The sequence below is a fragment of the Pseudaquabacterium rugosum genome, assembly GCF_038066575.1.
GTDB lineage: Bacteria > Pseudomonadota > Gammaproteobacteria > Burkholderiales > Burkholderiaceae_C > Pseudaquabacterium > Pseudaquabacterium rugosum.
The window spans coordinates 237,607-264,432 of the sequence record NZ_JBBUTF010000007.1; the positions used below are offsets into that span (position 1 = coordinate 237,607).

Here is a 26,826-nt window from a genome sequence, read left to right on the forward strand (position 1 = left end):
CCTAGAATCCCGCGCCATGGCTACCTCCTCCTCCGCTACGTCGTCGCCCGGCAGCTACGGCGAGGGCTCGATCCGTGTGCTCAAGGGCCTGGAGCCCGTCAAGCAGCGCCCGGGCATGTACACCCGCACCGACAACCCGCTGCACATCGTGCAGGAGGTGATCGACAACGCGGCCGACGAGGCCCTGGCCGGCCACGGCAAGCGCATCGCCGTCGTCCTGCATGTCGACGGCTCGGTCAGCGTCGAGGACGACGGCCGCGGCATCCCCTTCGGCCTGCACCCCGAAGAGGGCGTGCCGGTGGTCGAGATCGTGTTCACCCGGCTGCACGCCGGCGGCAAGTTCGACAAGGGCGCGGGCGGCGCCTACAGCTTCTCCGGTGGCCTGCACGGCGTGGGCGTCAGCGTGACCAACGCGCTGTCGACGCGGCTGCAGGTCGGTGTCTGCCGTGACGGCCAGGTCGCCCAGCTGGCGTTTTCCGGCGGCGACGTGATCGAGCCGCTGACCGTGCGCAAGGCCGAGCGCGGCGAGCGCCGCCAGGGCACGACCGTGCGCGTGTGGCCGGACGCGACGTACTTCGAGGCGGCCGAGCTGCCGCGCGGCGAGCTGCTCCACCTGCTGCGCAGCAAGGCCGTGCTGATGCCGGGCGTGACCGTCACGCTGACGGTCGAGAAGGGCGGCGACAAGCCGGCCGAGGTGCTGACCTGGCTCTACAAGGGCGGCCTGCGCGACTACCTGGCCCAGGGTCTGGCGGCCGATCCGCTGATCCCGCTGTTCGACGGCGAGGCCTATGCCAGCGGCGCCGACAGCGAGACCTTCGCCGAGGGCGAGGGCGCGGCCTGGTGCGTGGCCTTCACCGAGGAAGGCCCGCTGCTGCGCGAGAGCTACGTCAACCTGATCCCGACGGTGGCCGGCGGCACCCACGAGAGCGGCCTGAAGGACGGCCTGTTCCAGGCGATCAAGACCTTCATCGAGCTGCACTCGCTGCTGCCCAAGGGCGTCAAGCTGATGCCCGAGGACGTGTTCAGCCGCGCCAGCTTCGTGCTGTCGGCCAAGGTGCTCGATCCGCAGTTCCAGGGCCAGACCAAGGAGCGGCTGAACAGCCGCGACGCGCTGCGCCTGGTCAGCGCCTTCGTCAAGCCGCCGCTGGAGCTGTGGCTGAACCAGCATGTCGAGCTCGGCAAGAAGCTGGCCGAGCTGGTCATCAAGGCCGCGCAGACGCGCCAGCGCGCCGGCCAGAAGGTCGAGAAGCGCAAGGGCTCGGGCGTGGCCGTGCTGCCGGGCAAGCTCACCGACTGCGAGAGCCGCGACATCGCCTTCAACGAGGTCTTCCTGGTCGAGGGCGACTCGGCCGGCGGCTCGGCCAAGATGGGCCGCGACAAGGAGACCCAGGCCGTGCTGCCGCTGCGCGGCAAGGTGCTCAACGCCTGGGAGGTCGAGCGCGACCTGCTGTTCAGGAACACCGAGATCCACGACATCTCGGTGGCCATCGGCGTCGATCCGCACGGGCCCGCCGATTCACCCGACTTGAGCGGCCTGCGCTACGGCAAGGTCTGCATCCTGTCGGACGCGGACGTCGACGGCTCGCACATCCAGGTGCTGCTGCTGACGCTGTTCTTCCGCCATTTCCCGAAGCTGATCGAGCGCGGCCATGTCCACATCGCCAAGCCGCCGCTGTTCCGGGTCGATGCGCCGGCGCGCGGCAAGAAGCCGGCGGCCAAGCTCTACGCGCTGGACCAGGGCGAGCTCGACGCCATCCTGGACAAGCTGCGCAAGGAAGGCGCGCGCGAGGGCAGCTGGTCGATCAGCCGCTTCAAGGGCCTGGGCGAGATGAGCGCCGAGCAGCTGTGGGAGACCACGCTGAACCCCGACACGCGCCGTCTGCTGCCGGTCAACTGGGGCGCGCTGAGCTTCGACGAGACCGTGGGCAGCTTCACCAAGCTGATGGGCAAGGGCGAGGCCGCCGCGCGCCGCGAGCTGATGGAGCTGCACGGCGACGCGGTCGAGATCGACGTGTGAGTCTGGCCGCGTCCGAGCCCGGCCGCGGGCGGGCTCAGCCCTGGGTCATCGTGGCGGCCAGGGCGGCCAGATCGTCCAGCCGTGCCGCCCGCACCTGGGTGCCGTAGCTGCGATAGGTCTGCACCAGCTGCTGCAGGCGCTGGATCATCGGTGCGGCCGCGGCCTCGCCGATGCGGGCATGGTGGCGCAGCAGCGTGTGCTGGGCCAGATCCATCAGCTTGGCATTGAGGGTCTGCTCGGCCAGCTGCAGCAGGTCCTGCGCGGCGGCCGCCGGCTCGCCGGCCAGCGTGCGTGCGACGGCCTGTTCGGCACTCTGGCCGATGCGTTCATGGCTGGTGCGGATCTGCACCACCAGCTGGGGGCAGTCGCCGACCGTCGCGCACATCAGATCGGTGGTGCTGCGGCTGACCGCGAAGCGCAGCGCCAGCTGCCCCACGTGATGGTCCAGGTCACCGAGCTGCAGCTCGCTGCGCGTCAGCCGCGCCAGCACCGCCAGCAGGTTGACGGCGGCCTCGACGTCGAAGTCCGGCTCGCGCATCGCGCCCAGCAGCGCGGTCAGCTGGCCCAGCGCATCGACCGTGTGCCGCTGCTGCAGCGACAGCATCACCTTCAGCACGCGCTCGAAGCGCTCGAGCCGGGCACTCTGGCCGACGTCGCCACGGATGCGCGCGAGCATCTGGGTCGAGGCGGTCAGGCCGCGTTCGTCGCTGGTGTCGAACTGCAGCAGGCCCAGCAGCACCAGGCCTTCCAGGTCATAGACCCGGTGGTTCAGGCCGATCCGTGTCGCGCGCTGCAGCGCGTCGAGCGCGGTGCGTCCGTTGCCGAAGCAGAAGTTCAGCAGGCCCAGCTTGATCAGGCGCGGCACGCTCGACGGCGTCAGCCGCGCGGCCTGCTGCAGCGTCTCGACCGCGGCGGCGGCCTCGCCCTGTTCGAGCTGCGAGCGGCACATCAGGTCGAACGCGTCGTTGTAGCCCTCGGCCTCGCCGATCAGGCTCTCGAGCGTGCGGCGCGGCTTGCGCCCGGCGCCCGGCTCGCCGGCCGGCTGGGCCAGACCCAGCCGTGACCAGGGCAGCGCACCGTTGCGGATGACATGGCCCAGCATCTCCAGCGACTGCGCACCGCGCCCCAGCCGCAGGTAGAGGTCGACGCCGATGCGGGCCGCCTCCAGCCAGGCCGGTGCGCGCGTGTCGACCAGGCGCTGGGCCTCCTGGGCGGCCGGCTCGAAGGCTTCCTGCTCGATCAGCTGCAGCAGCCCGTGCAGCGCCTGCTTGCGGGCGCGGGCCTGCAGCAGACGCTGGCGCAGCGCGGCCTCGGTGTGGGGCTTGAGCAGGTAGGCGTCGAGCGCGACCTCGGCCGCCTCGGCCACCACGCCGTAGTTGCTCTCGCCGCTGATCATCACGACGATGGTGCGCAGCGGCAGCAGGCCGGACTGGCGCAGGTCCTCGACCAGTTCCTGGCCGTTGACCGGCTGGTCGGGGAAGTGGTAGTCGCACAGCACGATGTCGTGGCCGCGGATGTCGAGCATGTCGCGCGCCTCCTGCGGCCGTGCCGCCTGCTCGATGCGACCGACGCCGAGGTTGCGCAGCATGCCCGCCAGCGTCCGGCGCGAGACATCGTTGGCGTCGATGACCAGGGCGGAGCAGGCGGTGAAATCGTCTTCGGCAGGCGTCATGACGGACGGACAGGGGACTGCGGACAGCGCCAGGACCGGCACCGCGACCTTCGTCTTATCGGTGTGCGGCGCGCCGGATTGAGCCACTTCGGTCGGCGCACGGTCGGGGTGGTCGGCGGCGGGCGGCCGGTGGCCCCTTCCGCGCGGTCAGCCCGCCGGTCGCCAGCTCCGCCATGCCCACAGCAGCCCGAGCAACAGCGGCTGGTGCAGCATGTAGACCGTCAGCGGCCAGCGGCCGATGGCCTGCAGCGGGCCGCTGGCGCGCGGCAAGGGCCGGGCCAGCCAGGCCGCGGGCAGGGCGCGGCCGGCGGCCAGGCCCCACAGCAGCAGGCCCGACCAGGGCAGCAGCGGCACCCAGTCCTCGGTCACGGGCTTGCGGGTGACCAGGCCGAGCGGATTTGTCCAGCGCGTGTCGAACCACGGATCGGCGATGACCTGGGGCAGGGCGATGGCCAGCGCGCCCAGGGCCAGCAGCCGCCAGGGCGGCGTGCGGCCCAGCCGCTCGCGCAGCGGATGCAGGATCAGCTGCATCGCCGCCATCGCGTGCAGCACGCCGAAGCTGATCCAGCTGTGCGGAAACAGCCACGCCGAGCCGATGGACACGCCCGCCGCGCAGGCGGCGATCTGCGCCCAGCGCCGCCAGAAGCGTGGCCGTGCCGGTGCGGCACGCAGCGTCAGCGCCAGCGCGAGGCCGGCGCACAGCATGAACAGGCTGACGATCAGCGTGCGCTGGGTGGTCCACAGCGGATCGCGCGTGAAGTGCCAGCGCGGCTGGATGAAGCCCAGCCAGTTCAGGTCGAAGGCCGCATGGAAGCCGACCATCCAGACGATGGCCAGCCCGCGCAGCGCGTCCAGCAGGGCGCAGCGGGGCGGCGGCGTGGCCGGAGCGTCGGCGCGGGATGAGGCGGCCAAGCTGGCGTGTTCAGCGGCCTGTTCAGCGGCGGGGGTGTCGGTCATGCTCGGCGCATTGTCGTCGGCGCCGTCGCGGGAGAAGGCACAATGCGCCCCGCGCGCTGCCCGTAGCTCAACTGGATAGAGCAGCTGCCTTCTAAGCAGCAGGTCGGGGGTTCGAGTCCCTCCGGGCAGGCCAGCGTTCACCGTCGTTCACCGCTTCCCAGGGCTTGGCAGCGCGGTGAACGAGGGCCGGAAAAGGGCGGGAAGAGGGCGGGAAGAGGGCGGGAAGAGCGGGTAGTTAACGCTAGCGTTAATGGTGACTTTCCGCCTTCGCCTTCGTGGCCTGGCCGCGGACCGGCGCCTGCCGCTGCATCTGCATCGCTTGCCGTTGCAGCGGCCCTCCCGGGCCGTTCCGGGCCGTCCGGTTCCCACCCCGGCTTCCATCCCCATTCGCCTCCCGGCCCGCCGCGCCGTGTCAGGCCACGCTGAAGCAGGGCCGGAACTGGGGGCGAAAGCGGCCTGTTCTCCGGCGATGCGCGACCCCCCGCGAGCCAGGGGGTCGACCTAAGATCCGGGCCACACATTCCGGTCCGTGCATCTGCCACATGAGGTCAGCGCACGGGCCGCCTCCAGGCCGCAGTCCAGCCGTCCTTCCGGAGAGCGCCATGCTTGCCCAGACCCTTGTTGACCCTGTCGCCGATCACCCATCGCCGACGCCGCACGCCGATGCCGCATCCGGTGCGACGCCGCGCGCACCGCATCCGTCGTGGCATGCGCTGCCCTGGCGTTGGGTGAGCGCCGACTGGCTGAATGCCTTGTCGGCCGATTGGGTGGCGGCCTTGAGTCTGTCGGCCCTGGCCCAGCTGTCCCGTCTGACCTGTGCGGGTCTGGCACCGGATTTCGTGCGTGCGCTCAGCCCGCTGCAGCTGGCCGCACTGTTCCATGTCGAGGCCCTGTCGCCCGCCGCCGTGGCCGTGCTGACGCCGGCCCAGGTGAGCGCGCTGCCGCAGACGGGCCGTTGGCTCGACGCGGACTGGATCAATGCCCTGGACGATGCGGCGCTCGCGGCCATGACGCCCGATCAGCTGGGCGACCTCGGCGCCTGCACCCTGGCCGGGCTGTCGCCCCGGGTGCTGCGCCTGATGTCGGCCGAGCAGCGCTTGGCATTGCCGGGCGCTGCGGCGATCGGCGGTGCGATGGTCGAGGAGCCGGTCGCCGGTGCGCCGGCCGCTCTTGCCGCCACCCCGGATCACCGGGAGGCCGACGCCGCGGCGGTCGAGACCACGGCGGCCCGGGTCCCGCCGGCAGACGTCGATGGTGCCGTCGCTTCTGTCCCTGTTCCTGCTTCCGTCCCTGCCTCCGCTTCCGCCTCCGCATTTACTGGCATCCCGGTGTTGACGGACGAGACCTCGCTGACCTTGCCGGAGGCGCGCGATGCGCCGGTCGAGGCCGTCGCACCGGCCGCCCCTCCGGGTGCCGACCTGGCCGAGGAGGATTGGCTGGCCGCCGGGCTCGAATGCCTGGACGGGCCGGTGCCGGTGGCCGTCGACGGATGTGCGTCCGGCGCGGCGGTGGCGGTCGAGGACCAGGCGGTCGAAGCGACCGTGGCGCACATCGTGGAGCGGACCATGGAACCGACCGCGGAACCGACCGTGGCGCAGGTGGCCGTCGCCCTTGCCCCCGCATCCGCATCCGCGGGACCGCCGGACGGATCGTCCGTCGATCCGTCCGACGATGCCCCTGTCGCCTGGGGCCCGGTGATCCTGGACCCCAGGCTCAGACCCCGCGCGCCACATGCCGGTCGCAACGAGCGCTCGGCGGCGACGAGGGCGCGTCCACCGGGGCGGCTGCCCGTCATCTCGCGCTCGATGGCGGCGCGCTGGCGTGCGCTGGTGTCTCCGGCCCGGCCCGGGCTGCGGATCGCCCGCGTCGGGTTGGCGGCGGGGCGACGGCTGGATGCATGGCTGGGCAGTGCCGCCTGGGCGGATCCGCCGCTGGCGGAGCGGCGAGGTGATGCCATCGCCATGGCCGGGCCGTGGTCGGCGAGCGCCAGCGTGTTGTCGTGGTCAGGGCCGGAGACGGTAGGTCCGGGCGGGCTGGCTCCGCCGGGTCACGGCCTGTCATGGCGCCCGCTCGCCGGGATCGGACAGCCGGTCGTCCGGGCCGGCGGACCGCCAGGGCAGGGCGGCTGGTGCCTGATGGCGTGCGGGCCGGAGCGGACGCCGCCGCCTGCCGCGCGGGCGGCCGGCGCCACCGATCCTGGCCGTCAGGCCGTGCCGTCGACGATGCGTTCGACACCGGGCCCCGGGCCCTGATCCGGGCCGGCGCCCATCCCGGCGCCCATCCCGGCGCTACAGTCATGGCGATGAACACCCAGGTCCTGTTCGGCTTCCACGCCGTCACGGTGCGTCTGAAGACCGCACCCGAGAGCATTGTCGAGATCCATGTCGAGTCCCGCCGCCGCGACGCGCGCATGCGCCAGTTCCTGGCCCGTGCCCAGGAAGCGGGCGTGCGCGTCATCGAGGGCGACGAAGCCGCGCTGCTCAAGCTCGCCGGCAATCCGCGCCACCAGGGCGTGGTCGCCAGGGCCAAGGCGCTGGCACCGCGCCATTCGCTCGACGACGTGCTCGACGAGGTCGAGGGCCCGCCGCTGGTGCTGGTGCTCGATGGCGTCACCGATCCGCACAACCTCGGCGCCTGCCTGCGGGTGGCCGATGGCTCGGGCGCCCATGCCGTGGTCGCGCCCAAGGACCATGCGGTCGGGCTGAACGCCACCGTGGCCAAGGTGGCCAGCGGTGCGGCCGAGACCGTGCCTTATCTGATGGTGACCAACCTGGCGCGGACCCTCAACGAGCTGAAGGAACGCGACATCCGCGTCATCGGCACCGCCGAGGACGCCGAGGAGACCATCCATGACATCGATCTGTCGGGTCCGGTCGCGCTGGTGCTCGGTGCCGAAGGCCCGGGCATGCGCGCCCTGACCAAGAAGACCTGCGATGCGCTGGTGCGCATCCCGATGTGCGGCGCCGTCGAGAGCCTGAACGTCTCGGTGGCCGCCGCCGTCTGCCTGTACGAGGCGCTGCGCCAGCGGCGCGCCGCTGCGGCGCCGGCCGATGACGATGCCCAGGCCGCCGACGCCGACGCCGACGCCTCCGACGACGACGCAGGCGTCTGACCGAGACACCCGTACCCGGGTGGCCGGTGCCGCCGTCACGGCCGGTCCACGCCGTGGCCGGCGGCTCTGGCATGCCGCTCGCTACACTGATCGTCAGCAGACCGGGGGCAGCGATGTGCTGGCGCGTTCCGTGCCACGGCCGCCCGGGGAGTACCTGACGATGCCCGTGATTGCCGTCGCGCACCCGCTCGTGCGCCACAAGATCGGCCTGCTGCGCGAGGCCGACATCTCGACGAAGAAATTCCGCGAGCTCACCGCCGAGATCACCCGTCTGCTGGCCTACGAGGCCAGCGCCGATTTCCCGCTGGAACGCACGACGCTGTCCTGCTGGAGCGGCCCGGTCGAGGTCGAGCAGGTCGCCGGCCGCAAGGTCACGATCGTGCCCATCCTGCGCGCCGGCCTCGGCATGATGGACGGCGTGCTCGACCTGATGCCCAACGCCAAGATCAGCGTCGTCGGCCTGGCCCGCGACCACGAGACCTTGCAGCCGGTGCACTACTTCGAGCGCTTCGTCGGCCATCTGAGCGAGCGCACGGCCATCATCGTCGACCCGATGCTGGCCACCGCCGGCTCCTTGATCGCCACCATCGACCTGCTCAAGGCCCGCGGCTGCCAGGACATCCGGGCGCTGGTGCTGGTGGCCGCGCCCGAGGGCATCGCCGCGCTCGAGGCCCGGCATCCGGACGTGCGCTGCTGGACGGCGGCCATCGACCGCCACCTGGACGCCAACGGCTACATCATCCCGGGCCTGGGAGATGCCGGCGACAAGATCTTCGGCACCAAGGAGGAGGCGTGAGCCGCGCCGTCGCCGGGCGGGGCGCCTGCGGTGACGGCCCCTGGCGCCGCCGGGCACTGGCCGCCGGCCTGCTCGCGGTCCTGCTGGCCACCGGCTGCACCCAGGAGCGGCAGAACGAGATCCGCCGCAGCATCCAGAACTGGACCGGCACCGACGGCGTCCTCGAGATCTACTCGGGCGACAAGCTGGTGCGCCGTTTCCTGAAGATCGACAAGATGTCCACCGCCTACGGCACCGACGATGCCCAGGCCCGCAGCTACCGCTACGGCTACGGCGTGCTCGACGAGAACCTGGACATGCAGGCCGGCCCGGGCGAGAAGCGCGTGTACTTCGAGGTGCCGGGCGCCGGCAGCACCTGGGTGTTCTTCGACAACCCCCGCTGAGCGCGGCCCGCGCCGCGCTCCAACCGGGCCCGCATCGATCGGGCCCGCATCGTTCACAGACAAGAGGATTCCTTCGTCATGGCCATGGATGTCGTCGACTACGAGATCAAGGGTTCGGAGATGCAGTTCGTCGAGGTCGAGCTCGACCCCGGCGAGGCGGCGGTCGGCGAGGCCGGCAGCCTGTTCTTCATGGACGCCGGCATCGCGATGGACACCGTCTTCGGTGACGGCCGCCAGCAGGCCGGCGGCCTGTTCGGCAAGCTGCTGGGCGCCGGCAAGCGCCTGATCACCGGCGAGAGCCTGTTCACCACGGTCTACACCAACCAGGCGCCGGCCAAGCAGCGCGTGGCCTTCGGCGCGCCCTATCCGGGCAAGATCCTGCCGATGGATCTGCGCACGCTCGGCGGCACGCTGATCTGCCAGAAGGACTCCTTCCTGTGCGCGGCGCGCGGCGTCTCGCTCGGCATCCATTTCCAGCAGAAGCTGTCGGTCGGCTTCTTCGGTGGCGAAGGCTTCGTCATGCAGAAGCTGGAGGGCGATGGCCTGGCCTTCGTGCATGCCGGTGGCACCGTCGTCAAGCGCCAGCTGCAGCCCGGCCAGACGCTGATGGTCGACACCGGCTGCCTGGTCGCCTACACGCCGGACGTGGACTTCGAGATCCAGTACGTCGGCAAGATCAAGACGGCGCTGTTCGGTGGCGAGGGCCTGTTCTTCGCGCGCGTCACCGGCCCCGGCACGGTGTGGCTGCAGAGCCTGCCGTTCAGCCGTCTGGCCAGCCGCGTGTTCGCGGCCGCGCCGCAGACCGGTGGCAGCCGCGAGGAGGGCTCGATGCTCGGCGGTCTGGCCGGTGGCGCGGCCCTCGGCGGCCTGTTCGGGGGCGGCGACGACGACTGATCCGGCGGGCCCGGGCGCAGCGCGGTCGGTCATGGACGGACCGTCCGTCCGCCCGCCGCGCGGCGACATCTTGATCCTGCGCGTCCGGCCGTGGGGGACGCTGCACCTACACTGGCGGGCTGATCACCGCTTGCCTGGCCCAGTCCCGATGCCGTCCGCCCTGCCGCTGTCCTGCGTTTCTTCCGCTGTCGTGAGGCCCGCGGTCTCTTCGGGAGGCATCTTCCATGGCCGGCCCGTCCGTCGCGGGGCGGCCGCGTGGGCGGGCCTGCTGGCTTCTGCCTGGCTGGCCGTGCTCGCCGCCCCTCAGGTCGTCGCCCAGCCCGCGGCTGTGGCGCCGGCCGCGGCACCGGCCCGGGTGGCGGTGGCCGCGCCCACGACCGCGCTGCGGCCGCCGGCGGTTGCCACCGTCGCGCCCGCGGCCCGGCGGCCGATCTTCGTGCTGAACTCGCTCGACGACAGCATCAGCGTGATCGATCCGGTCAGCTACACCGAGCTGCGCCGCATCCCGACCGGCAAGGAACCGCACCACCTGTACCTGACGCCGGACGAGAAGAGCCTGCTGGTGGCCAACGCGCTGTCGGACTCGCTGACCTTCGTCGATCCGGTCACCGCCCAGGTCCAGCGCGTGCTCACCGGCATCGTCGATCCCTACCAGCTGCGTTTCTCGCCGGACATGAAGTGGTTCGTCACCGCGGCCAACCGGCTCGACCACATCGACATCTACCGCTGGGTGCCGCAGGACAGCGCCGCGCCGCTGAAGCTGGCCAAGCGCATCCCGGCGCCGAAGACGCCCAGCCACATCACGATCGACAGCCGCAGCACGGTGGCCTACGTCAGCCTGCAGGACAGCAGCGAGCTGATCGCCATCGATCTGGCCACCCAGCAGCCGCGCTGGAAGATCCCGGTCGGCAAGCTGCCGGCCGACGTCTACCTGGCCCCCGATGACAAGCGCCTGTTCGTCGGCCTGACCGGCGACCGCTTCGTCGAGGTCTGGGATGTGGCGGGGGCGCAGCCCCGGCTGATCCAGCGCATCGAGACCGGCGAGGCCGCCCACGCCTTCCGCGCGATGGGGGACCGGCGCCACCTGTTCGTCAGCAACCGGGTGGCCAACACCATCAGCCAGATCGACATGCAGACGCTGAAGGTGGTCAAGACGCTGCCCGGCGGCAACGGCCCGGACTGCATGGACCTGCTGGCCGACGGCCGCACCCTGCTGGTGAGCTCGCGCTGGGCGCGCAAGATGTCGGTGGTCGATCTGCAGACGCAGCAGATCGTGCGCCAGGTGCCGGTCGGTCGTTCGCCGCACGGGGTCTGGACGCTGGACCATGCGCCGCGCTGAGCGCCGCCGCGCGCTGGCGTGGCTGGCCGCCGCGGGCTCCGGCGCGCTGTCGCTGTGGCGGCCGGCCGCCGCGGCGACGAGCCCGGCCGCCGGCCGCTGCGCCACCCCCGTCTACCTGACGCTGGACACCGGCCACATGGGCGTGGCCGAGCTGATCGGCCGCACGCTGGCGCACGAGCAGGTGCCGGCCACCTTCTTCCTCGCCGCCGAGCGCACCCTCGACGGCGGCCACAGCCTGGACGCGCGCTGGGCCCCCTGGTGGCGCGAGCGGGTGGCCGAGGGCCATCTGTTCGGCTCCCACACCTGGGACCATGCCCGCTGGCGGCGCGATCTGCCCGAGGGCCGCTTCGTCGTCCAGCCCGAGCAGGGCGAGCGCCAGGGCCAGCGCCTGAGCCTGGACGGCACGGCCTACTGCGCCGAGCTGGCACGGCCGGCGCGCCGCCTGGCCGAGATCGCCGGCCGGCCGGTGATGGTGCCCTTGTTCCGCGCCCCGGGCGGCCGCCTGTCGCCGGCCCTCGAACAGGCCGCCGCACGCGGTGGCTGGCAGCACGTGGACTGGACGCCGGCCGGCTTCCTCGGTGACGAGCTGTCCACCGCCCAGGCCGGCAATGCGGCGCTGCTGGAACGGGCGCTGGCCCGGGTGCGGCCGGGCGACATCCTGCTGGCCCATCTCGGCATCTGGTCGCGCCAACCGCCGTGGGCGCCCGAGGTCTTCGCGCCGCTGATCCAGGGCCTGAAGGCCCGCGGCCTGTGCTTCGCCACGCTGCAGCAGCATCCCCGCTTTGCCGCCCGTGCGGCACGGCCGGTGGTGCTGGGCTGAACCACCACGGCCCTGCCGACCGGCGCCGGAACGCACCCGCACGCCTCGTCCCCGACCTCCGATGAATGAGCTGAGCCAACTCTTCGACACCGTCCGCCTGTTCGTCTTCGAGCGGCTGATGCAGCCCGTCCTCTTCGATGCCGGCCTGGGCAATCTGCTGGAGGACGCCTATGACGGCGCCGGCTGGCTGCTGATGGGCCTGCTGCAGCTGGCGGTGATGCTGACGCTGTGGCGTGCGCTGGAGCGCTGGCGCCCGGTCGAGCCGGTGACCGACCGCGCGGCGGTGCGCACCGACATCCTGTTCACCTTGCTGCACCGGCTGGGCGCAGTGCGCGTGCTGCTGTTCTTCGGCGTCGAGCCCTGGGTGCAGCAGGCCGCCGGCTGGCTGCGCATCCAGGGCCTGCCGAGCGTCCACATCGACCAGTGGCTGCCCGGCGTGGCCGAGCGCCCGCTGCTGAGCTTCCTGCTCTATCTGCTGGTGTTCGATTTCGTCGACTACCTGCTGCACCGGGGCCAGCACCGCTGGCGCTGGTGGTGGGCGCTGCACGCGGTCCACCACAGCCAGCGCCAGATGACGCAGTGGAGCGATCCGCGCAACCACCTGGCCGACGACGTGCTGCGTGACGTGGCTTTCGCCGGCCTGGCGCTGCTGATCGGTGTGCCACCCGGCCACTTCCTGGCCCTGACCGCGCTGACGCAGCTCATCGAGAGCCTGTCGCACGCGAACGTGCGGCTGGACTTCGGTCCGCTGCGCCACTGGCTGGTCAGTCCGCACTACCACCGGCTGCACCATGCGGTCGGTCTCGGCCATGAGGGCCGGCAAGGGCAGGGCAGTCTGGGCGGCTGCAACTACGCGGTGCTGTTCCCCGTCTGGGACCGCTTGTTCGGCACCGCCCGTTTCGACACCGGCTATTTCCCGACCGGCATCCGCGACCAGGCCTCCGGCCGCGACTACGGCCGCGGCTTCTGGTCGCTGCAGTGGCGGGCCGTGGCCCGGCTGTTCGGCCGGGCCTGATCCGCGCTGGGCCGGCGGCCGGCACGCGGCGCTGCGATGCGGCCCGGCACGGGCGGCGGCGTCGCGTGCTCGCGTATGCTGGACGGCATGAAGCTCGTGTTCGATGCATGGTGGCGCGCCCTGGTCTACAGCCTGATGCCGCGCCTGGTGATGATGTCGCTGGCGCCGCTGCTGCTGGCGCTGCCGTTGGGGGCGCTGGCCGGCTGGCTGTTCTGGGTGCCGGCCACGGGCCTGGTCGATGCCGGGGTCAACGGCTGGGCGCCGGTGGGCGCGGCCCTGGACAGCATCGAGGGCTTCACCGGCCTGTCGCTGCGGCCGGTGCTGGCGCCGCTGCTGGTGCTGCTGCTGGCCGTGCCGCTGGTGGTGGTGCTCAGCGTGCTGCTGGTGGCCTGGATGCTGACGCCGACCATCGTGCGGCTGGTCGCGCAGCGGCGCTTCCCGCAGCTGCAGGCCCGGCAGGGCGCGGGGACGCTGCGCAGCGTGGCCTGGTCGCTGGGGTGCGCGGTGGCGGCGCTCGGTGCGCTGGTGCTCAGCCTGCCGCTGTGGCTGTTGCCGCCGGTGGCGCTGCTGCTGCCGCCGGTGATCTGGGGCTGGCTGACGGCCCGGGTGATGGGCTTCGACGCCCTGGCCGAGCATGCCGACGCGCAGGAGCGCAAGACCCTGCTGCGCGAACACCGCTGGCCCTTGCTGGCCATCGGCGTGGCCTGTGGCTGGCTGGGCGCGGCGCCGGCCCTGATCTGGGCCGCCGGTGCGCTGACGGTGGCGCTGGCGCCGCTGTTCCTCGGCCTGTCGCTGTGGCTCTACATGCTGGTGTTCGTGTTCTGCTCGCTGTGGTTCACCCACTACCTGCTGGCCGCGCTGCAGGCCTTGCGGGAGCGCCAGGCCGCCGACAGTGCCCCGCGCGGCGAGATCATCGACATCACCCCGGCCGCCGGGGCCACCGCGCCGGTGCCCGGCGCATCCTGGCTCGAACGGGTGCTGCCCCCGATGGGCTCTGCCGAGCCGCGGCCGCCCGGCGCCTCCTCCGATCCCCGCCCTTGACCGCGCTTGACCGCCTTGCGCGACGCCCCGGACGACGCCCATGACCGATCCCGTGACCGCCCCCTCCCGCTTCGGCCTGCTCGTCATCGGTGACGAGATCCTGTCCGGCAAACGCCAGGACAAGCACCTGCCGAAGGTGATCGAGCTGCTGCGCGCGCGCGGCCTGGCCCTGTCCTGGGCGCGCTACCTCGGCGATGACCGGGCGCAGATCCGCGCGGCCATCGCCGAGGCCCATGCCAGCGGCGACATCGTGTTCTCCTGCGGTGGCATCGGTGCCACACCGGACGACCACACCCGCCAGGCCGCGGCCGAGGCCTTCGACCTGCCGCTGCAACTGCATCCGCAGGCCGCCGAGCGCATCCGCCTGCGCATGCAGGAGCTCGCCGCGGAGCAGGGCCTGCCCTGCGAGCCCGAGCGGCCCGACAACGTGCAGCGGCTGCAGATGGGCTGCTTTCCGGCCGGGGCCGCGCTGATCGAGAACCCGTACAACCGCATCCCGGGCTTCCAGGTCGGCCGGCTGTACTTCGTGCCCGGCTTTCCGGTGATGGCCCATCCGATGATCGAGGCGGTGCTCGACGGTCCGCTGGCCGGCCTGCACGGCCGCGACCGGCAGGTCGAGCGCTCGGTCATCGTCATCGGCGCGATGGAGTCGGCGCTGACGCCCTTGATGGAGGCGCTGGAGGCCGCCCATCCGGCGGTGCGCGTGTTCAGCCTGCCCAGTGTCGACCACCCGCAATGGGGTCGCCACATCGAGCTCGGCCTCAAGGGCCCGCCCGATGCCGTGACCTGTGCCTGGCCCGGTCTGATCGAGGGGCTGCAGCATCAGGCCTGCACGATGGGCCCCGAAATGGTGCGCGACAGCTGATCCATCTTGGTGCAAAAGAACGCACCAAAATGATGCGTCGCGTGGGTCTTGCGTGCCACGCGGCGCCGTCCAGGGACCCTCAGCCCCGAAGCGGGGAGCCTGCCGGGTCGAGGCATGGTTTCTGCTACATTGTTGGGCGTTCGTGGTCGCCCGGCGCCCTGCCGGGCTCGGTGACCGCGTCCGCATCCCCCCTCATTCCAGTTACCCCACCTGCGTCCCGCTAGGAGATTCTTGATGGCCAAGACCGTCGCCGACGTGATGTCGATGGTGAAGGAAAACGAAGTCAAGTTCGTCGACTTCCGTTTCACCGACACCCGCGGCAAGGAACAGCACGTTTCCGTGCCCATTTCCGCCTTTGACGAAGACAAGTTCACGTCGGGCCACGCTTTTGACGGTTCGTCGATCGCCGGTTGGAAGGGCATCGAAGCCTCCGACATGCTGCTGATGCCGGACCCGAGCACGGCCAACATCGATCCGTTCTTCGAAGAGCCGACGCTGATCCTGACCTGCGACGTCATCGATCCGGCCGACGGCAAGCCCTACGAGCGCGATCCGCGCTCGCTGGCCAAGCGTGCCGAGGCCTACATGAAGTCGTCGGGCCTGGGCGATGTCGCCTACTTCGGCCCGGAGCCCGAGTTCTTCGTCTTCGACGGCGTGCGCTGGGGCAACGACATGAGCGGTGCCTTCTTCGAGATCGAATCCGAAGAAGCCGCCTGGAACACCGGCAAGGCCTACGAAGGCGGCAACAAGGGCTATCGCCCGACCGTCAAGGGCGGTTATTTCCCGGTGCCTCCGGTCGACAGCGGCCAGGACATGCGCTCGGAAATGTGCCTGATCATGGAACAGATGGGCATCCCGGTCGAGGTCCATCACCATGAGGTGGCCAACGCCGGCCAGATGGAGATCGGCAGCAAGTTCAGCTCGCTGGTCGAACGTGCCGACTGGACCCAGCTCCAGAAGTACATCATCAACAACGTCGCGCACGCCTACGGCAAGACCGCGACGTTCATGCCGAAGCCCATCGTCGGCGACAACGGCTCGGGCATGCACGTGCACCAGTCGGTCTGGAAGGACGGCAAGAACCTGTTCGCCGGTGACGGCTACGCCGGTCTGTCGGAATTCGCGCTGTACTACATCGGCGGCATCATCAAGCACGCCCGTGCGCTGAATGCCATCACCAACCCGGGCACCAACAGCTACAAGCGTCTGGTGCCGGGCTTCGAAGCCCCGGTGAAGCTGGCCTACTCGGCCAAGAACCGCTCGGCCTCGATCCGCATTCCGTACGTCGCGAACCCGAAGGGCCGTCGCGTCGAGGCCCGCTTCCCGGATCCCTCGGCCAACCCCTACCTGTGCTTCGCCGCGCTGCTGATGGCCGGTCTGGACGGTGTCGAGAACAAGATCCACCCGGGCGAAGCCGCCACGAAGGATCTCTACCACCTGCCGCCGGAAGAGGACAAGCTGATCCCGACCGTCTGCCACAGCCTGGACCAGGCTCTGGAATACCTGGACAAGGACCGTGCGTTCCTGACCAAGGGTGGCGTGTTCACCGATGCCTGGATCGATGCCTACATCGACCTGAAGATGCAGGAAGTGACCCGCTTCCGCATGGCCGTGCACCCGGTCGAATACGACATGTACTACTCGCTGTGATGCCCGCCGGCCGGTCGTCGGTGCACCGTCCGGTGCATCGCGGCCGGTGGCCCGTATCCCGTGAAGGCGGCCGCAAGGCCGCCTTTTTTTTCGTCCCGACAGGTCACAATCGGCGCCGCACCGGTGCCAGTCCCGAACCCCCCGGGGCGATCGATCCCGCAGTTCCGCATGAGCCTTCCGCCGTCCTGTCTCCGCAACCTGTGCCGTCCGGCGACGGCCTTCGGCCTGCTGGCGTGGCTGCTGGCCGTCCCGGCCTCGGCCCAAGGCGAGGTCTTCCGCTGTCCCGGCCCGCCGGTGCTCTACACCGACGCGCTCAGCCCCGACGAGGCCCGTGCCAAGGGCTGCCGCACGATCGAGGGCGCGCCCATCACCATCGTGCAGTCGCCCCGGCGGCCGCCGCTGGTCGCGGCAGGTGGCGGGAGCGCGCCGGCCACGCCCTCGGCCTCCGGTGGCCGCGGTGGCGTGCCCGATGCGCGCGTCGACCAGCAGACCCAGCGCCAGCGCGATGCCGATGCGCGCCAGATCCTGCAGTCCGAGTTGCAGCGCGAGGAGGCCCGCCTGGCCCAGTTGCAGAAGGACTACAACAACGGCCAGCCGGAGCGGCGCGGTGAGGAGCGCAACTACCAGACCTATCTCGACCGGGTGGCCGCCATGAAGGCGAGCATCACCCGCGCTGAATCCGACATCGCGGCCATCCGCCGCGAAATCGCCAAGCTGGGATCATGAGCGTACGGACCTCCACCCGCGCGGCGGGCACCGACAGCCGCCAGGAGCGGCTGCGTCACGAGGCACTGGACATGCTGGCGACCATGGTCGCCATCGTCGGCGCCGACGGCCAGCTGCTGTTCGTCAACGCGATGTTCGAGACGGTGGCCGGGCTGTCGCGGCGCACGCTGATGCGCTCGAGCTTCTACGACTGGTTCGTCGACACCCGGGCGCTGAGCGAGACGGTGGCCGCGGTCTGCCGCAACGAGATCGCCACCGGCCGCTTCGACGCCACGATGCGCCGCGCGCCGGTGGCCGCCCACGAGACGCTGCCGGTCCACATGATCGTCAACCAGATCGACCATGCGAACGACCGCGTGCTGGTCGAGCTGCTGGAGATCGAGCAGCAGACGCGTCAGGACCGCGAGGAGCGGGCGCTGGGCCAGGTGCAGGCCAACAAGGAGCTGATCCGCAACCTGGCCCACGAGATCAAGAACCCGCTGGGTGGCATCCGCGGCGCGGCGCAGCTGCTGGCCATGGAGGTCAGCTCGCGCGAGCTGACCGAGTACACCCAGGTCATCATCCACGAGGCCGACCGGCTGCAGGCCCTCGTCGACCGCTTGCTGGCGCCGCACCGTCGCCCGCACGTGGTCGGTGACGTCAACATCCACGAGGTCTGCGAGCGGGTGCGCTCGCTGATCCTGGCCGAGTTCCCGCGCGGGCTGACGGTGCAGCGGGACTACGACATCTCGATTCCCGATTTCCGTGGCGACGGCGAGCAGCTGATCCAGGCCGTGCTCAACATCGCCCACAACGCCGCCCACGCGCTGCAGCAGCAGATCGCCGAAGCCCAGGCCTGCATCGTGATGCGCACCCGCGTCTCGCGCCAGGTGACCATCGGCAAGCAGCGTTATCGGCTGGCACTCGAATTGCATATCGAGGACAACGGACCCGGCATCCCCGAGGACATCCGGGACCGCATCTTCTACCCGCTGGTATCGGGGCGGGAGGGCGGCTCCGGCCTCGGGCTGACGCTCGCGCAGACCTTCGTGCAACAGCACCAGGGGATGATCGAATGCGACAGCCAGCCGGGCCGCACGGTTTTCCGCATCGTCATCCCGTTGCCCTGAGCCGCCGCCGCGCCACGACCTGAGGGTCGTCCGCGGTCGGAGGGCTCCGGTGCGACGTTCCAGGACCTGAAGTCCATCGCCGCATGAAACCCATCTGGATCGTAGACGACGATCAATCCATCCGCTTCGTGCTCGAGAAGGCGCTGGCGCGCGAGCAGTTCGCCACGCGCAGCTTCGCCAACCCGCGCGACGTGCTCGTGGCGCTGGAGGACGACGAGCCCCAGGTCCTGGTCAGCGACATCCGCATGCCGGGTGGCTCGGGCATCGACCTGCTGGCCAAGGTCAAGCAGAAGCATCCCGGGCTGCCCGTCATCATCATGACGGCCTACTCGGACCTGGACAGCGCGGTCTCCGCCTTCCAGGGCGGCGCCTTCGAGTACCTGCCCAAGCCCTTCGACCTGCCGCGGGCGGTCGAGCTGATCCGCCGTGCGGTCGACGAGAGCGTGCGCGAGGAGGTCCGGGATCTGGGTCAGGCCGAGATGCCCGAGATGCTGGGCCAGGCGCCGGCGATGCAGGACGTCTTCCGCGCCATCGGCCGCCTCAGCCAGAGCAACGTCACGGTGCTGATCACCGGCGAGTCCGGCGCCGGCAAGGAGCTGGTGGCGCGCGCGCTGCACAAGCACAGCCCGCGCGGGGCCGGGCCCTTCATCGCGATCAACACCGCGGCGATCCCGAAGGACCTGCTGGAGTCCGAGCTGTTCGGTCATGAGCGCGGGGCCTTCACCGGCGCGCAGACCACGCGCCGCGGCCGCTTCGAGCAGGCCGACGGCGGCACGCTGTTCCTCGACGAGATCGGCGACATGCCCTTCGATCTGCAGACGCGCCTGCTGCGCGTGCTGTCGGACGGCCAGTTCTACCGCGTCGGCGGCCACCAGCCGCTCAAGGCCAATGTCCGGGTCATCGCGGCCACCCACCAGAACCTGGAGCAGCGGGTGCGCGAGGGCGCCTTCCGCGAGGACTTGTTCCACCGCCTGAACGTGATCCGGCTGCGCCTGCCTGCGCTGCGCGAGCGGCGCGAGGACGTGCCGGCGCTGACCCGCTTCTTCCTGGCCAAGTCGGCCAAGGAGCTCGGCGTCGAGGCCAAGCGCATCACCGAGGCGGCCCTCGAACGCCTGATGGCCTTCGACTTCCCGGGCAATGTGCGCCAGCTGGAGAACGTCTGCCACTGGCTGACGGTGATGGCGCCGGCCCAGGTCATCGAGCCCAAGGATCTGCCGCCCGAGCTGATGGGGAGCGAGGTGCGTCCGCCGGCCGCGCCCGTGGCGCTGGCCGCCAGCGTACCGGCCGGCGATGGTCTGTCCAGCGCGCCGAGCTCGGGTTTCGGTGAGTTGGCGGCGCCGGCGGGCCTGTCGGGCCATGGTGCGGCCAACGGGTATGCGCCGATCGGTGCGGGTGCGACGCCTGTCGCAGGCGGGATGCCGGGCGCCCCGGGGCTGGCCGGCGGGGGCTGGCTGGACGATCTGCAGCGAGAGGCCCGCCGTCTGCTGGAAAGCGGTGATCCGCAGGTCTGGGACACGCTGACCCGACAGTTCGAGGGGCAACTGATCCACACCGCCCTCGAGCTGACGCGCGGGCGCCGCATCGAGGCGGCGCACAAGCTCGGCATCGGTCGCAACACGATCACGCGCAAGATCCAGGAGCTCGGTCTGGACGACTGAGCGCCGGGAGGCGAGGCCGGACGCGGCCGCCGTGCGGGCTGCCACCCGATGCGGCGGCGTCCGTGCGGCGCGTCGGTCCGCGCCGCTCAGGCGCGCAGGCGGCCGATGGGGCGCTCGGCGGGATCGCCGTCGGCCATCGACGCGTGAGAGGGGTGTGCAGGGGCCCGTGGCCGGCGGGCATCCGGATCCTCGAAGGCGGCGGTGTCCAGGTCGCTGCTGGCGTGCTCGTCGTCGGCGCTGCCGTCGTCCCAGGCCGAGCTGGGGTCGCCCGCCAGATGCAGGTGCGGCCGAGGTGGCAGCACCAGCGGCTCGCCGTGCCGTTGGCGGGTCTCGATCGCTTCGATCAGGCGCAGGCGCAACACGCGCAGCTGCAGGGTTTCCAGTGGCGGTTCGTCCTCGCGTTGCAGCATGGCCAGCTGCTGCAGGCCGCGCTGCAGCACCGGCAGGGGCAGGTCCCGCAGGGCGCGCGATCCGCGCCGGGCCAGCTTGCGTTCGATCACCGCCAGGTGCGGCAGCATGGTCCGCAGCGCCGGGTGCTGACGCAGGCGTCGGCGCAGCAGGCGGTGCGCATCGCGCAGCGCATGGCCGCGGGTGGGGGGCAGTTGGGTGGTGAGCTCGTCCGAGCCGCGTGGGCGGCCGCGCAGGCGCGCCAGGGCCTGGCGCAGCCACTGCGTCAGTCGGGCCGCCAGGCCGCCGGGCGCGGCCGGTCGACGGGCGGTCAGATGCACGGTCGTCGTTCGCGCGCCGACGCGGGTCGAACCATCGTCGTTCACGGGGTGTCCTCCAGTCGGTGCCGGGTGGCGCCGGGCGGATCGGCCCGCGGGCCACCGGCGCGCATGTCGCGGGTGATGTTGCCATACCCGCCTGCCGGCCGGCGTCCGGTGCTGTAACGTTTCAGAGGAGCGGCTCCAGTTCGACCCAGACCGGCGCATGGTCGCTGGGCCGCTCCAGCCGGCGGGGCGCCTTGTCGATGCCGCAGGCGCGCACCTGCGGCCGCAGGGCCTCGCTGACCAGGATGTGGTCGATGCGCAGTCCCTGGTTCTTGCGGAAACCCAGGTTGCGGTAGTCCCACCAGCTGAAGGTGCGATCGGGCTGCTCGAACAGCCGGTAGGCGTCATGCAGCCCGTGGTCGAGCAGGGCGGCGAAATGTGCCCGCTCCTGTGGCGTGCAATGGATCTGGCCGGCCCAGGCGGCCGGGTCATGCACATCACGGTCCTCGGGCGCGATGTTGAAGTCGCCCATCAGGACCAGGCGCGGCCAGCGGCTCAGCGCCTCGGCCACGCTGCGCTGCAGCGCGTCCAGCCAGGCCATCTTGTAGACGAACTTGTCACTGTCCGGCGCCTGGCCGTTCGGGAAATAGGCGCCGATCACGCGCACGCCGCCGACCGTGGCGGCGATCACGCGGGCCTGCGCATCCTCGAAGCCCGGCAGGTTCAGCGTCACGTCATCGATGTCCGCGCTGCGGCTGAGCAGGGCCACGCCGTTGTAGGTGCGCTGGCCGAACCAGCGTGCATGCCAGCCGGCCTCGCGCAAGGCCTCGGCCGGGAACTTGTCGTCGGTCAGCTTGGTTTCCTGCAGCACCAGCACGTCGGGCTGCTGCTGGCCGAGCCAGTCCAGCAGATGGGGCAGGCGGACGTTCAGGGAGTTGACGTTCCAGGTGGCCAGTTTCATGGGCAGGGAGCAGGGCAGGGCGATCGGTCGGCAGCACACGCCTGGCGTGGGCCGTGGGCGGCGATGGTAAGCGCCTGGGCGCGCGGACGGCGGTGTGGGGCCTGCGGCTGTCGCGGGTCGATCCGGATCGGGTGTCCGTGACCCAGACGGAGGCGGCGTGATATCGGACATCCCTTGTGGGATGTCTGTTGACGGATGTCGAGCAACAAGATGTCGCCGCTCGAATGCCGAGCGGAGGCGGGCGGCATCCGGTGGTGTCGGATGCCCTGTGCGGCGGTTCCCGTGGTGTACAGCCGCCGATCGGCGGGCTCAGGCGCCCGGTGTCGGGCCCGGGCTGACCTTGGTCATCGGACAACCTTCAGCGTGAAGCGGGCGGCACCGTAGTCGCTGCAGCGTGCGTCGGCACAGTCCGCGGGCCTCGCGCTCAGCAGCGGGCCCAGGCCCGGATCGTGTCGCGCGGCCAGTCCGGCGAGCGTGGTGGCGTCCGGCAGCTGCCAGAAGCTGGACACCCGGCGGCCACCGAGGGCCTCGTAGTCCCGCGGCAGCGTGCTGACCAGCACCAGGATGTCGGCCGTGCCCGTGGGCTCGCCCGCTTCCAGTGGCGAGCTGGCGGGGGGCAGCGCCATCACCTGCCCGGCACGGATGCGGTGCCCGCGGGCGCGGCTGTTGGGCAGCACCAGGGCCAGCGAGCCATCGGCGTCCCGCATCAGCACGTGGTAGTACCCGTCACGCGCGCTGCGCAGCGTGAAGCGCAGGCGGTCGCCGCGGGCAATGCTCAGGGCCTGCGTCGGTGGGGTGATCTGCAGCCGCCAGTCTTCCCGTGCGCCCGCCTGGACCTGCGCGAAGGCCTGCGCCGGGTCGAAGGGCGTGGCGGTGGACGGTGGGTCGATGGCGGGTGTGGGCGGTGCCGCGGTTTTCGTGGCGGCCGCGGATGGCGTGTCGGATCGCGGCCTGGTGTCCGGGGGCGCTGAAACTGAAGCCGAAGCCGAAGCCGAAGCCGGAGCCGGAGCCGGGGTCGAGGTCGAGGTCGAGGTCGAGGTCGAGGTCGGGGCCAGGCCTGAAGCCGGCGACGCCGACGCCGACGCGACGGTGCCCGCACCAAGGCCTGCCGCCCCGCCGGCGCGGTCGCCCAGCCACAGGCCGGTGCCGACCACCGCCAGCAGCCCGGCCCCGCCGAGGATCCACGCGGTGCGGCGCACGCCGGCCACCGGCCGGTCGAGCGGAGGCTCGGTCGCCGGGGGCCGAGGCTCGGTCGGCCCGTCGTCGTGGGGCCGCGGCCAGACGGCGGTCGGAGCGAAGGCGATCGGCCCGCTGGTGTCCGTCGCGGGCGTGGCGGCGGTGGCGCTTGCCGTCGCCATCGTGATTGCCGCGGCCGTGGCCGTGGCCGACACCGTCGCCGGCCAGGACAGGGCCGCACGGTCGGCGTCCGGCACCGTCGTGGGGGTGTCGGCCCGCAGGCGCCGTGCCGCCCCGGCGTCCGCCGATGGCCGCGCGGGCAGGCCGAGCTCGGCCCGCAGGGTCGCGATGTCAGGCGTGCGGTGGTCCGGCCGCACCGCCAGCGCGCGGTCGATCGCCTGCAGGAATCCGGCGTCGTAGCGGCCGGCGGCCAGCTCGGCCAACGGCGTGCAGCTGTCCGCCATCACGCGGGCGACGGCCACCGGCGGCGTGCGTCCGCTGATCGCGTGGTAGACGACGGCGGCCAGCGCATAGACGTCCGTCCAGGGCCCCTGGCGCATCTGCGGGACTTCGGCGTACTGCTCCAGCGGCGCGTATCCCGGCTTGAGGATGACCGTCAGGGCCTGTGTCATGTCGCCGATCACCTGGCGTGCGGCGCCGAAATCCAGCAGCAGCGGCCGCCCACTGTCCGCCAGCAGGATGATGTTGTCCGGCGCGATGTCGCGGTGGTAGCACTGGCGGGCATGCAGCACCTGCAACGCCTCGGTCAGCGGGTCCAGCAGTGCGCGCAGCCAGTCCTCGTCAGGCGGGGCGGGCAGGGCGCGCAGCCGGTCCTTCAGCGTCATGCCTTCGATGAAGGGCATCACCATGTAGGCGGTGCCGTGCGCCTCCCAGAAACGGAAGACCCGGACCAGTGCCGGGTGATCGAACTGGGCCAGCAGCCGTGCCTCGTTGACGAAGCTCCTGAGGCCGGCGTCGAAGGTCTCGCGGTGGCGCTCGCTGCGCACCACGACCTCGGTCGTGCCGCGCCGTGAGGCGAGCGCCGCCGGCATGTACTCCTTGATCGCGACCTGGCGGTCGAGCGAGGTGTCGTGGGCCAGATAGACGATGCCGAATCCGCCAATGCCCAGCACCCGCTGCAGGTCGAACTCGGCCAGACGCGAGGGCATCGGCAGGCTGGTGCCGTCGTCGATCGGCGCGGGGCGGGATGCGGGCGGATCAGTCGCGGACATGGACGGCGGGCGGCAGGCCTGGGGCCGGCGGGAGGGGCCGACGGTGAGGGCGGCGCCGGCGGATGGCTGGACGGCGCGGTCCGGCCGCTGCGGCGCGGTCTGGCGGGATGCGGGTCGCCGCCGTGCAGCGGCATCCGGCAACCCGGGCACCCAGGCACGGACCGCCGGCGATTGTCATCGATGGGCCCGCGTTCGCGCGTGTCGGACCGGTGGCGGACGGCGTGCCGGGCGGCTCGCGCGTCGCCTGTGTGGGGGATGCGTCCGCGAGTGCACCGGGTGCAGGGTGCAGGGTGCAGGGTGCAGGCGAACGGATACATCTGCTTGCATTTCGGCGGCGCGGACGCGGGGCCGGGCTTCTGGATGGCGGCCGAAAATGACGTCGCCGGCCGGCGGCCGGGCGGCCACCGGTGCGGACGACCCGGTGCACACCACCTGAGGAAGTACCGATGTTCGTCTACTCGCGGGCCGGTCGGGAGCTGGCCCGGGCGCTCGAGGATCCCAGCCAGTGGACCTTGTCCCGTCGCCAGCTGAGCCACCGCCCGACGGGCCGGGTCTACTGGGTCGGCAGCGGCGCGCTGGGGTTCGATGGTTATGCGGCGGCCGGCACGCCACGGCAGCTGGGCTTCATCGAGCGCCTGCTGCTGTGGCGCCGCTTCCGTCGCTTGCGGCTGCGCATGTTGGCGCTGCGCCTGCGCGAGGGGCCGCCGGCCGACGGCGGCTGAGCCGGACGCTCCGCCGTGGCCTGCCGCGGGGCTGAAAAGGGCAGCAAAGGGGCTGCGCAGGGTGCGCGGGCCCGGTGGTCCCGGCGGCCCCGGTGATCAGGCCGGCAAGGTCGGCGCGGGCCGGGGCTCGGCGTCGATGTGGGCGTCGATGTCGGCCGGCGGCTGCAGCCCGGCGGCGCGGGCTTCCAGGGTGCGGGCGAAGGTCTCGCGGGCCAGCGCCAGCGCCTGCTCGCCGCCGTCGGTCGGTGGCGTGCCGGTGATCCTCCAGACGGCCTGCAGCGCGGCGCCGAGCGCCTCGTCCAGGGCCTGGGCCGCCAGCTCCAGCCCGGTTTCATCCTGACGCCCGGGGAACCAGCCCAGGGCGGGGGCATCCTCTGGCGCATCGGGGGCGGCCGTTCCGGTTCCGACGCCGCGCGTGGTCTGGATCGCGGTCGGGGGCGTGGCGAGGGGGGCGTTGTCCGTGTCGTCCGTGTCGTCCGTGGGTGCGGTGTGGGCGAAGGCCGGCTCGGCCGCCGGTGTGGCATCGGGCGGGGGCGATGCGTCGGTGGTCGACGGGCGCTCCGTCCCGCGCGGGGCCGCGGGGGTGCCGGGGCCGGTGGTTCCGGCCGGACCCGCATCGGCCGCCGTGGCCGCAGGGATCCTGGCGGCGGGGGGCGGGGTCAAGGGCGAGGGGGCCGCTGCCGCTGTCGACGGGGCCGCTGCCGCTGGGGGCCGTCCGTCGCGGTGGGCCGAGGGCCGCGGTGCGATCACGGCGCCCGACATCGGGCCGCCGAGCGCACTGGTCGAGGTGCCGGCGCGCAGGCTGCCGGCGCGCGGGTTCCCGCCCGCTGCCGACCGCACGGCAGCGGCTTCCGCATCCAGCCGGGAGGCGGTCGGCAGCTCGGTCGGCAAGGCCTGCGTGCTGTCCAGTGCCTCGCGGGCCGAGGGGGCCAGTGCGAATTGCGCCAGGCGCCGGAAGGCGGCGAGCCGTCCGCCCGCAGCCGGGGCGGCGGGGGGGGCCGGCGGCGGCGCGGCCGCAGCGGTTGCAGCGGGTGCAGCGGTTGCAGCGGTTGCAGCGGGCGCACGGCTCACGATGGCGCCGCTGTCGGCCGTCGGCGGGGCCAGCGTCGCCCGGTCCAGCGCGGCGGCCATGGCCACGGCCTGGGCAGCAGCGCCAGGGGTCGTGCCGAGTGGCGTACCGGGTGTGGCGCCGGATGTCGCGGCGGCGGGCGTCGTGGGCGCGGTGCCGGATGTCGTGGTGCCGGGTGTGGTGCCGGTCGCGGTACCCCGGGGCGCGTCAGCGCTCGCGGCCGCCGCGGGGGGCGCAGCCGCCGGCAGGCCGGTCCCGCCGGTGGCGAGGGGCACCGCCTCGCGCGAGGCGGCGACCGATGGGCGTCCGCCGGTCGCCGGCAGCGCGGCGGTCCCTGGAATCGGCCGGATCACCGTCTCGTCGCCGGTGTCCGTCGCCATCGGCGTCGGCGCCGGGCTGCCGGGCAGGGTCTGGGCCTGGCCGCGGTGGTCGACCTTGACGGTGGTGGGCGCGTCATCGCCGCCGCGTGCGTGCGGCGGGCGGGTGCCGGGCAGGGCGTCGATCCGTGCGCGCAGCAGGTAGGGCCCGATCTGCAGCGTGTCGCCGTCGCGCAGCCGCAGTTCGCGTCCGGCGGTCAGCAGCCGGCCGTTGATCCGCACCGAATTGCTGCCCTGGTTGTGCAGCATCCAGTGGCCGTCGGTCGGGAAGAGCCGGGCGTGCACGCGGGAGATGGTGCGCTCCATGTCGACCAGCACCAGCCGGTTGTGGTCCGCGCGGCCGATCGAGCCGCCGTCGAGCGGAAAGCGCGCGCTGACGCCGCTCATCGGCCGTCCCCCGCGCTGCACCACCGAGACCGTCAGGCTGCCGGCGTGCGTGGCCGGGCCCTGGGCCGCGGGGACGACCGGGGCTGGCGGACCGGGCTGGGGCGCGAGTTCGTGGGCGGGATCGGCACGCATGGTGTC

At 72.1% G+C, this 26,826-nt stretch carries 22 protein-coding genes and 1 tRNA gene; 17 read left to right on the forward strand and 6 right to left on the reverse strand.

Going from position 1 to position 26,826, the window contains the following annotated elements:
- Positions 1 to 16: 16 nt before the first annotated feature.
- Positions 17 to 2,017, forward strand: coding sequence for a DNA topoisomerase IV subunit B (locus AACH11_RS09790; protein WP_341374028.1), 2,001 nt, complete (start codon positions 17 to 19; stop codon positions 2,015 to 2,017).
- Positions 2,018 to 2,051: 34 nt separating this feature from the next.
- Here the strand turns inward: AACH11_RS09790 and AACH11_RS09795 are convergent, their stop codons facing one another.
- Positions 2,052 to 3,689 (reverse strand): response regulator, encoded by a 1,638-nt coding sequence (locus tag AACH11_RS09795; RefSeq protein WP_341374029.1) that lies wholly within the window; start codon positions 3,687 to 3,689, stop codon positions 2,052 to 2,054.
- A 147-nt stretch (positions 3,690 to 3,836) separates the two neighbouring features.
- Positions 3,837 to 4,646 (reverse strand): heparan-alpha-glucosaminide N-acetyltransferase, encoded by an 810-nt coding sequence (locus AACH11_RS09800; protein ID WP_341374030.1) that lies wholly within the window; start codon positions 4,644 to 4,646, stop codon positions 3,837 to 3,839.
- A 56-nt stretch (positions 4,647 to 4,702) separates the two neighbouring features.
- On the opposite strand from AACH11_RS09800, the gene AACH11_RS09805 reads away from it, so the two are divergent.
- From AACH11_RS09805 to ntrC, 15 genes are all read left to right on the forward strand, one after another.
- Positions 4,703 to 4,779 (forward strand) — tRNA-Arg (locus tag AACH11_RS09805).
- A gap of 595 nt (positions 4,780 to 5,374) precedes the next feature.
- The gene (locus tag AACH11_RS09810) at positions 5,375 to 6,898 is read left to right on the forward strand and encodes a hypothetical protein (RefSeq protein ID WP_341374031.1); all 1,524 of its coding nucleotides are present in this window, start codon (positions 5,375 to 5,377) and stop codon (positions 6,896 to 6,898) included.
- A gap of 50 nt (positions 6,899 to 6,948) precedes the next feature.
- Positions 6,949 to 7,758, forward strand: a complete 810-nt coding sequence (rlmB, locus tag AACH11_RS09815; protein WP_341374032.1) for a 23S rRNA (guanosine(2251)-2'-O)-methyltransferase RlmB — start codon at positions 6,949 to 6,951, stop codon at positions 7,756 to 7,758.
- A gap of 160 nt (positions 7,759 to 7,918) precedes the next feature.
- A complete protein-coding gene (gene upp, locus AACH11_RS09820; protein ID WP_341374033.1) occupies positions 7,919 to 8,554 on the forward strand; it encodes a uracil phosphoribosyltransferase in 636 nt (211 codons plus the stop codon).
- Positions 8,551 to 8,937 carry a hypothetical protein gene (locus tag AACH11_RS09825; protein ID WP_423228716.1) on the forward strand — a complete coding sequence of 129 codons (387 nt, stop codon included), beginning with the start codon at positions 8,551 to 8,553 and terminating at the stop codon, positions 8,935 to 8,937. Before upp ends, AACH11_RS09825 begins: the two co-directional genes overlap by 4 nt.
- A 78-nt stretch (positions 8,938 to 9,015) precedes the next feature.
- Positions 9,016 to 9,831, forward strand: coding sequence for a TIGR00266 family protein (locus AACH11_RS09830; protein ID WP_341374034.1), 816 nt, complete (start codon positions 9,016 to 9,018; stop codon positions 9,829 to 9,831).
- Positions 9,832 to 10,192: 361 nt separating this feature from the next.
- Positions 10,193 to 11,170: a YncE family protein gene (locus AACH11_RS09835; protein WP_423228722.1), complete on the forward strand. Its 978-nt coding sequence runs from the start codon at positions 10,193 to 10,195 to the stop codon at positions 11,168 to 11,170.
- Entirely contained in the window at positions 11,157 to 11,990 is an 834-nt protein-coding gene (locus tag AACH11_RS09840) for a polysaccharide deacetylase family protein (RefSeq protein WP_341374035.1), read from the forward strand. Before AACH11_RS09835 ends, AACH11_RS09840 begins: the two co-directional genes overlap by 14 nt.
- A 61-nt stretch (positions 11,991 to 12,051) precedes the next feature.
- Entirely contained in the window at positions 12,052 to 13,005 is a 954-nt protein-coding gene (locus tag AACH11_RS09845) for a sterol desaturase family protein (protein WP_341374036.1), read from the forward strand.
- Between the two features lie 87 nt (positions 13,006 to 13,092).
- Complete coding sequence (locus AACH11_RS09850) at positions 13,093 to 14,046, forward strand: EI24 domain-containing protein (RefSeq protein WP_341374037.1); 954 nt, start codon at positions 13,093 to 13,095, stop codon at positions 14,044 to 14,046.
- A gap of 40 nt (positions 14,047 to 14,086) precedes the next feature.
- Complete coding sequence (locus AACH11_RS09855) at positions 14,087 to 14,911, forward strand: competence/damage-inducible protein A (RefSeq protein ID WP_341374038.1); 825 nt, start codon at positions 14,087 to 14,089, stop codon at positions 14,909 to 14,911.
- A gap of 234 nt (positions 14,912 to 15,145) precedes the next feature.
- A complete protein-coding gene (gene glnA, locus AACH11_RS09860; RefSeq protein ID WP_341374039.1) occupies positions 15,146 to 16,561 on the forward strand; it encodes a type I glutamate--ammonia ligase in 1,416 nt (471 codons plus the stop codon).
- Between the two features lie 168 nt (positions 16,562 to 16,729).
- Entirely contained in the window at positions 16,730 to 17,287 is a 558-nt protein-coding gene (locus AACH11_RS09865) for a hypothetical protein (protein WP_341374040.1), read from the forward strand.
- Positions 17,284 to 18,396, forward strand: coding sequence for a nitrogen regulation protein NR(II) (glnL, locus tag AACH11_RS09870; protein WP_341374041.1), 1,113 nt, complete (start codon positions 17,284 to 17,286; stop codon positions 18,394 to 18,396). Before AACH11_RS09865 ends, glnL begins: the two co-directional genes overlap by 4 nt.
- A gap of 83 nt (positions 18,397 to 18,479) precedes the next feature.
- A complete protein-coding gene (gene ntrC / locus AACH11_RS09875) occupies positions 18,480 to 20,054 on the forward strand; it encodes a nitrogen regulation protein NR(I) (protein ID WP_341374042.1) in 1,575 nt (524 codons plus the stop codon).
- Positions 20,055 to 20,140: 86 nt separating this feature from the next.
- Here ntrC and AACH11_RS09880 read toward each other — a convergent pair whose 3' ends face one another.
- The 3 genes from AACH11_RS09880 to AACH11_RS09890 all read right to left on the reverse strand — a co-directional run bounded on the left by AACH11_RS09880 (position 20,141) and on the right by AACH11_RS09890 (position 24,133).
- Positions 20,141 to 20,827, reverse strand: coding sequence for a hypothetical protein (locus AACH11_RS09880; RefSeq protein ID WP_341374043.1), 687 nt, complete (start codon positions 20,825 to 20,827; stop codon positions 20,141 to 20,143).
- A 121-nt stretch (positions 20,828 to 20,948) separates the two neighbouring features.
- Positions 20,949 to 21,725, reverse strand: coding sequence for an exodeoxyribonuclease III (locus AACH11_RS09885; RefSeq protein ID WP_341374044.1), 777 nt, complete (start codon positions 21,723 to 21,725; stop codon positions 20,949 to 20,951).
- Positions 21,726 to 22,069: 344 nt separating this feature from the next.
- The gene (locus tag AACH11_RS09890) at positions 22,070 to 24,133 is read right to left on the reverse strand and encodes a serine/threonine-protein kinase (protein WP_341374045.1); all 2,064 of its coding nucleotides are present in this window, start codon (positions 24,131 to 24,133) and stop codon (positions 22,070 to 22,072) included.
- A gap of 446 nt (positions 24,134 to 24,579) precedes the next feature.
- Between AACH11_RS09890 and AACH11_RS09895 the strand changes: the two genes are divergently transcribed.
- Positions 24,580 to 24,855, forward strand: a complete 276-nt coding sequence (locus AACH11_RS09895) for a hypothetical protein (protein WP_341374046.1) — start codon at positions 24,580 to 24,582, stop codon at positions 24,853 to 24,855.
- 96 nt (positions 24,856 to 24,951) lie between these two features.
- Here AACH11_RS09895 and AACH11_RS09900 read toward each other — a convergent pair whose 3' ends face one another.
- Positions 24,952 to 26,820, reverse strand: coding sequence for an FHA domain-containing protein (locus AACH11_RS09900; RefSeq protein ID WP_341374047.1), 1,869 nt, complete (start codon positions 26,818 to 26,820; stop codon positions 24,952 to 24,954).
- Positions 26,821 to 26,826 lie beyond the last annotated feature (6 nt).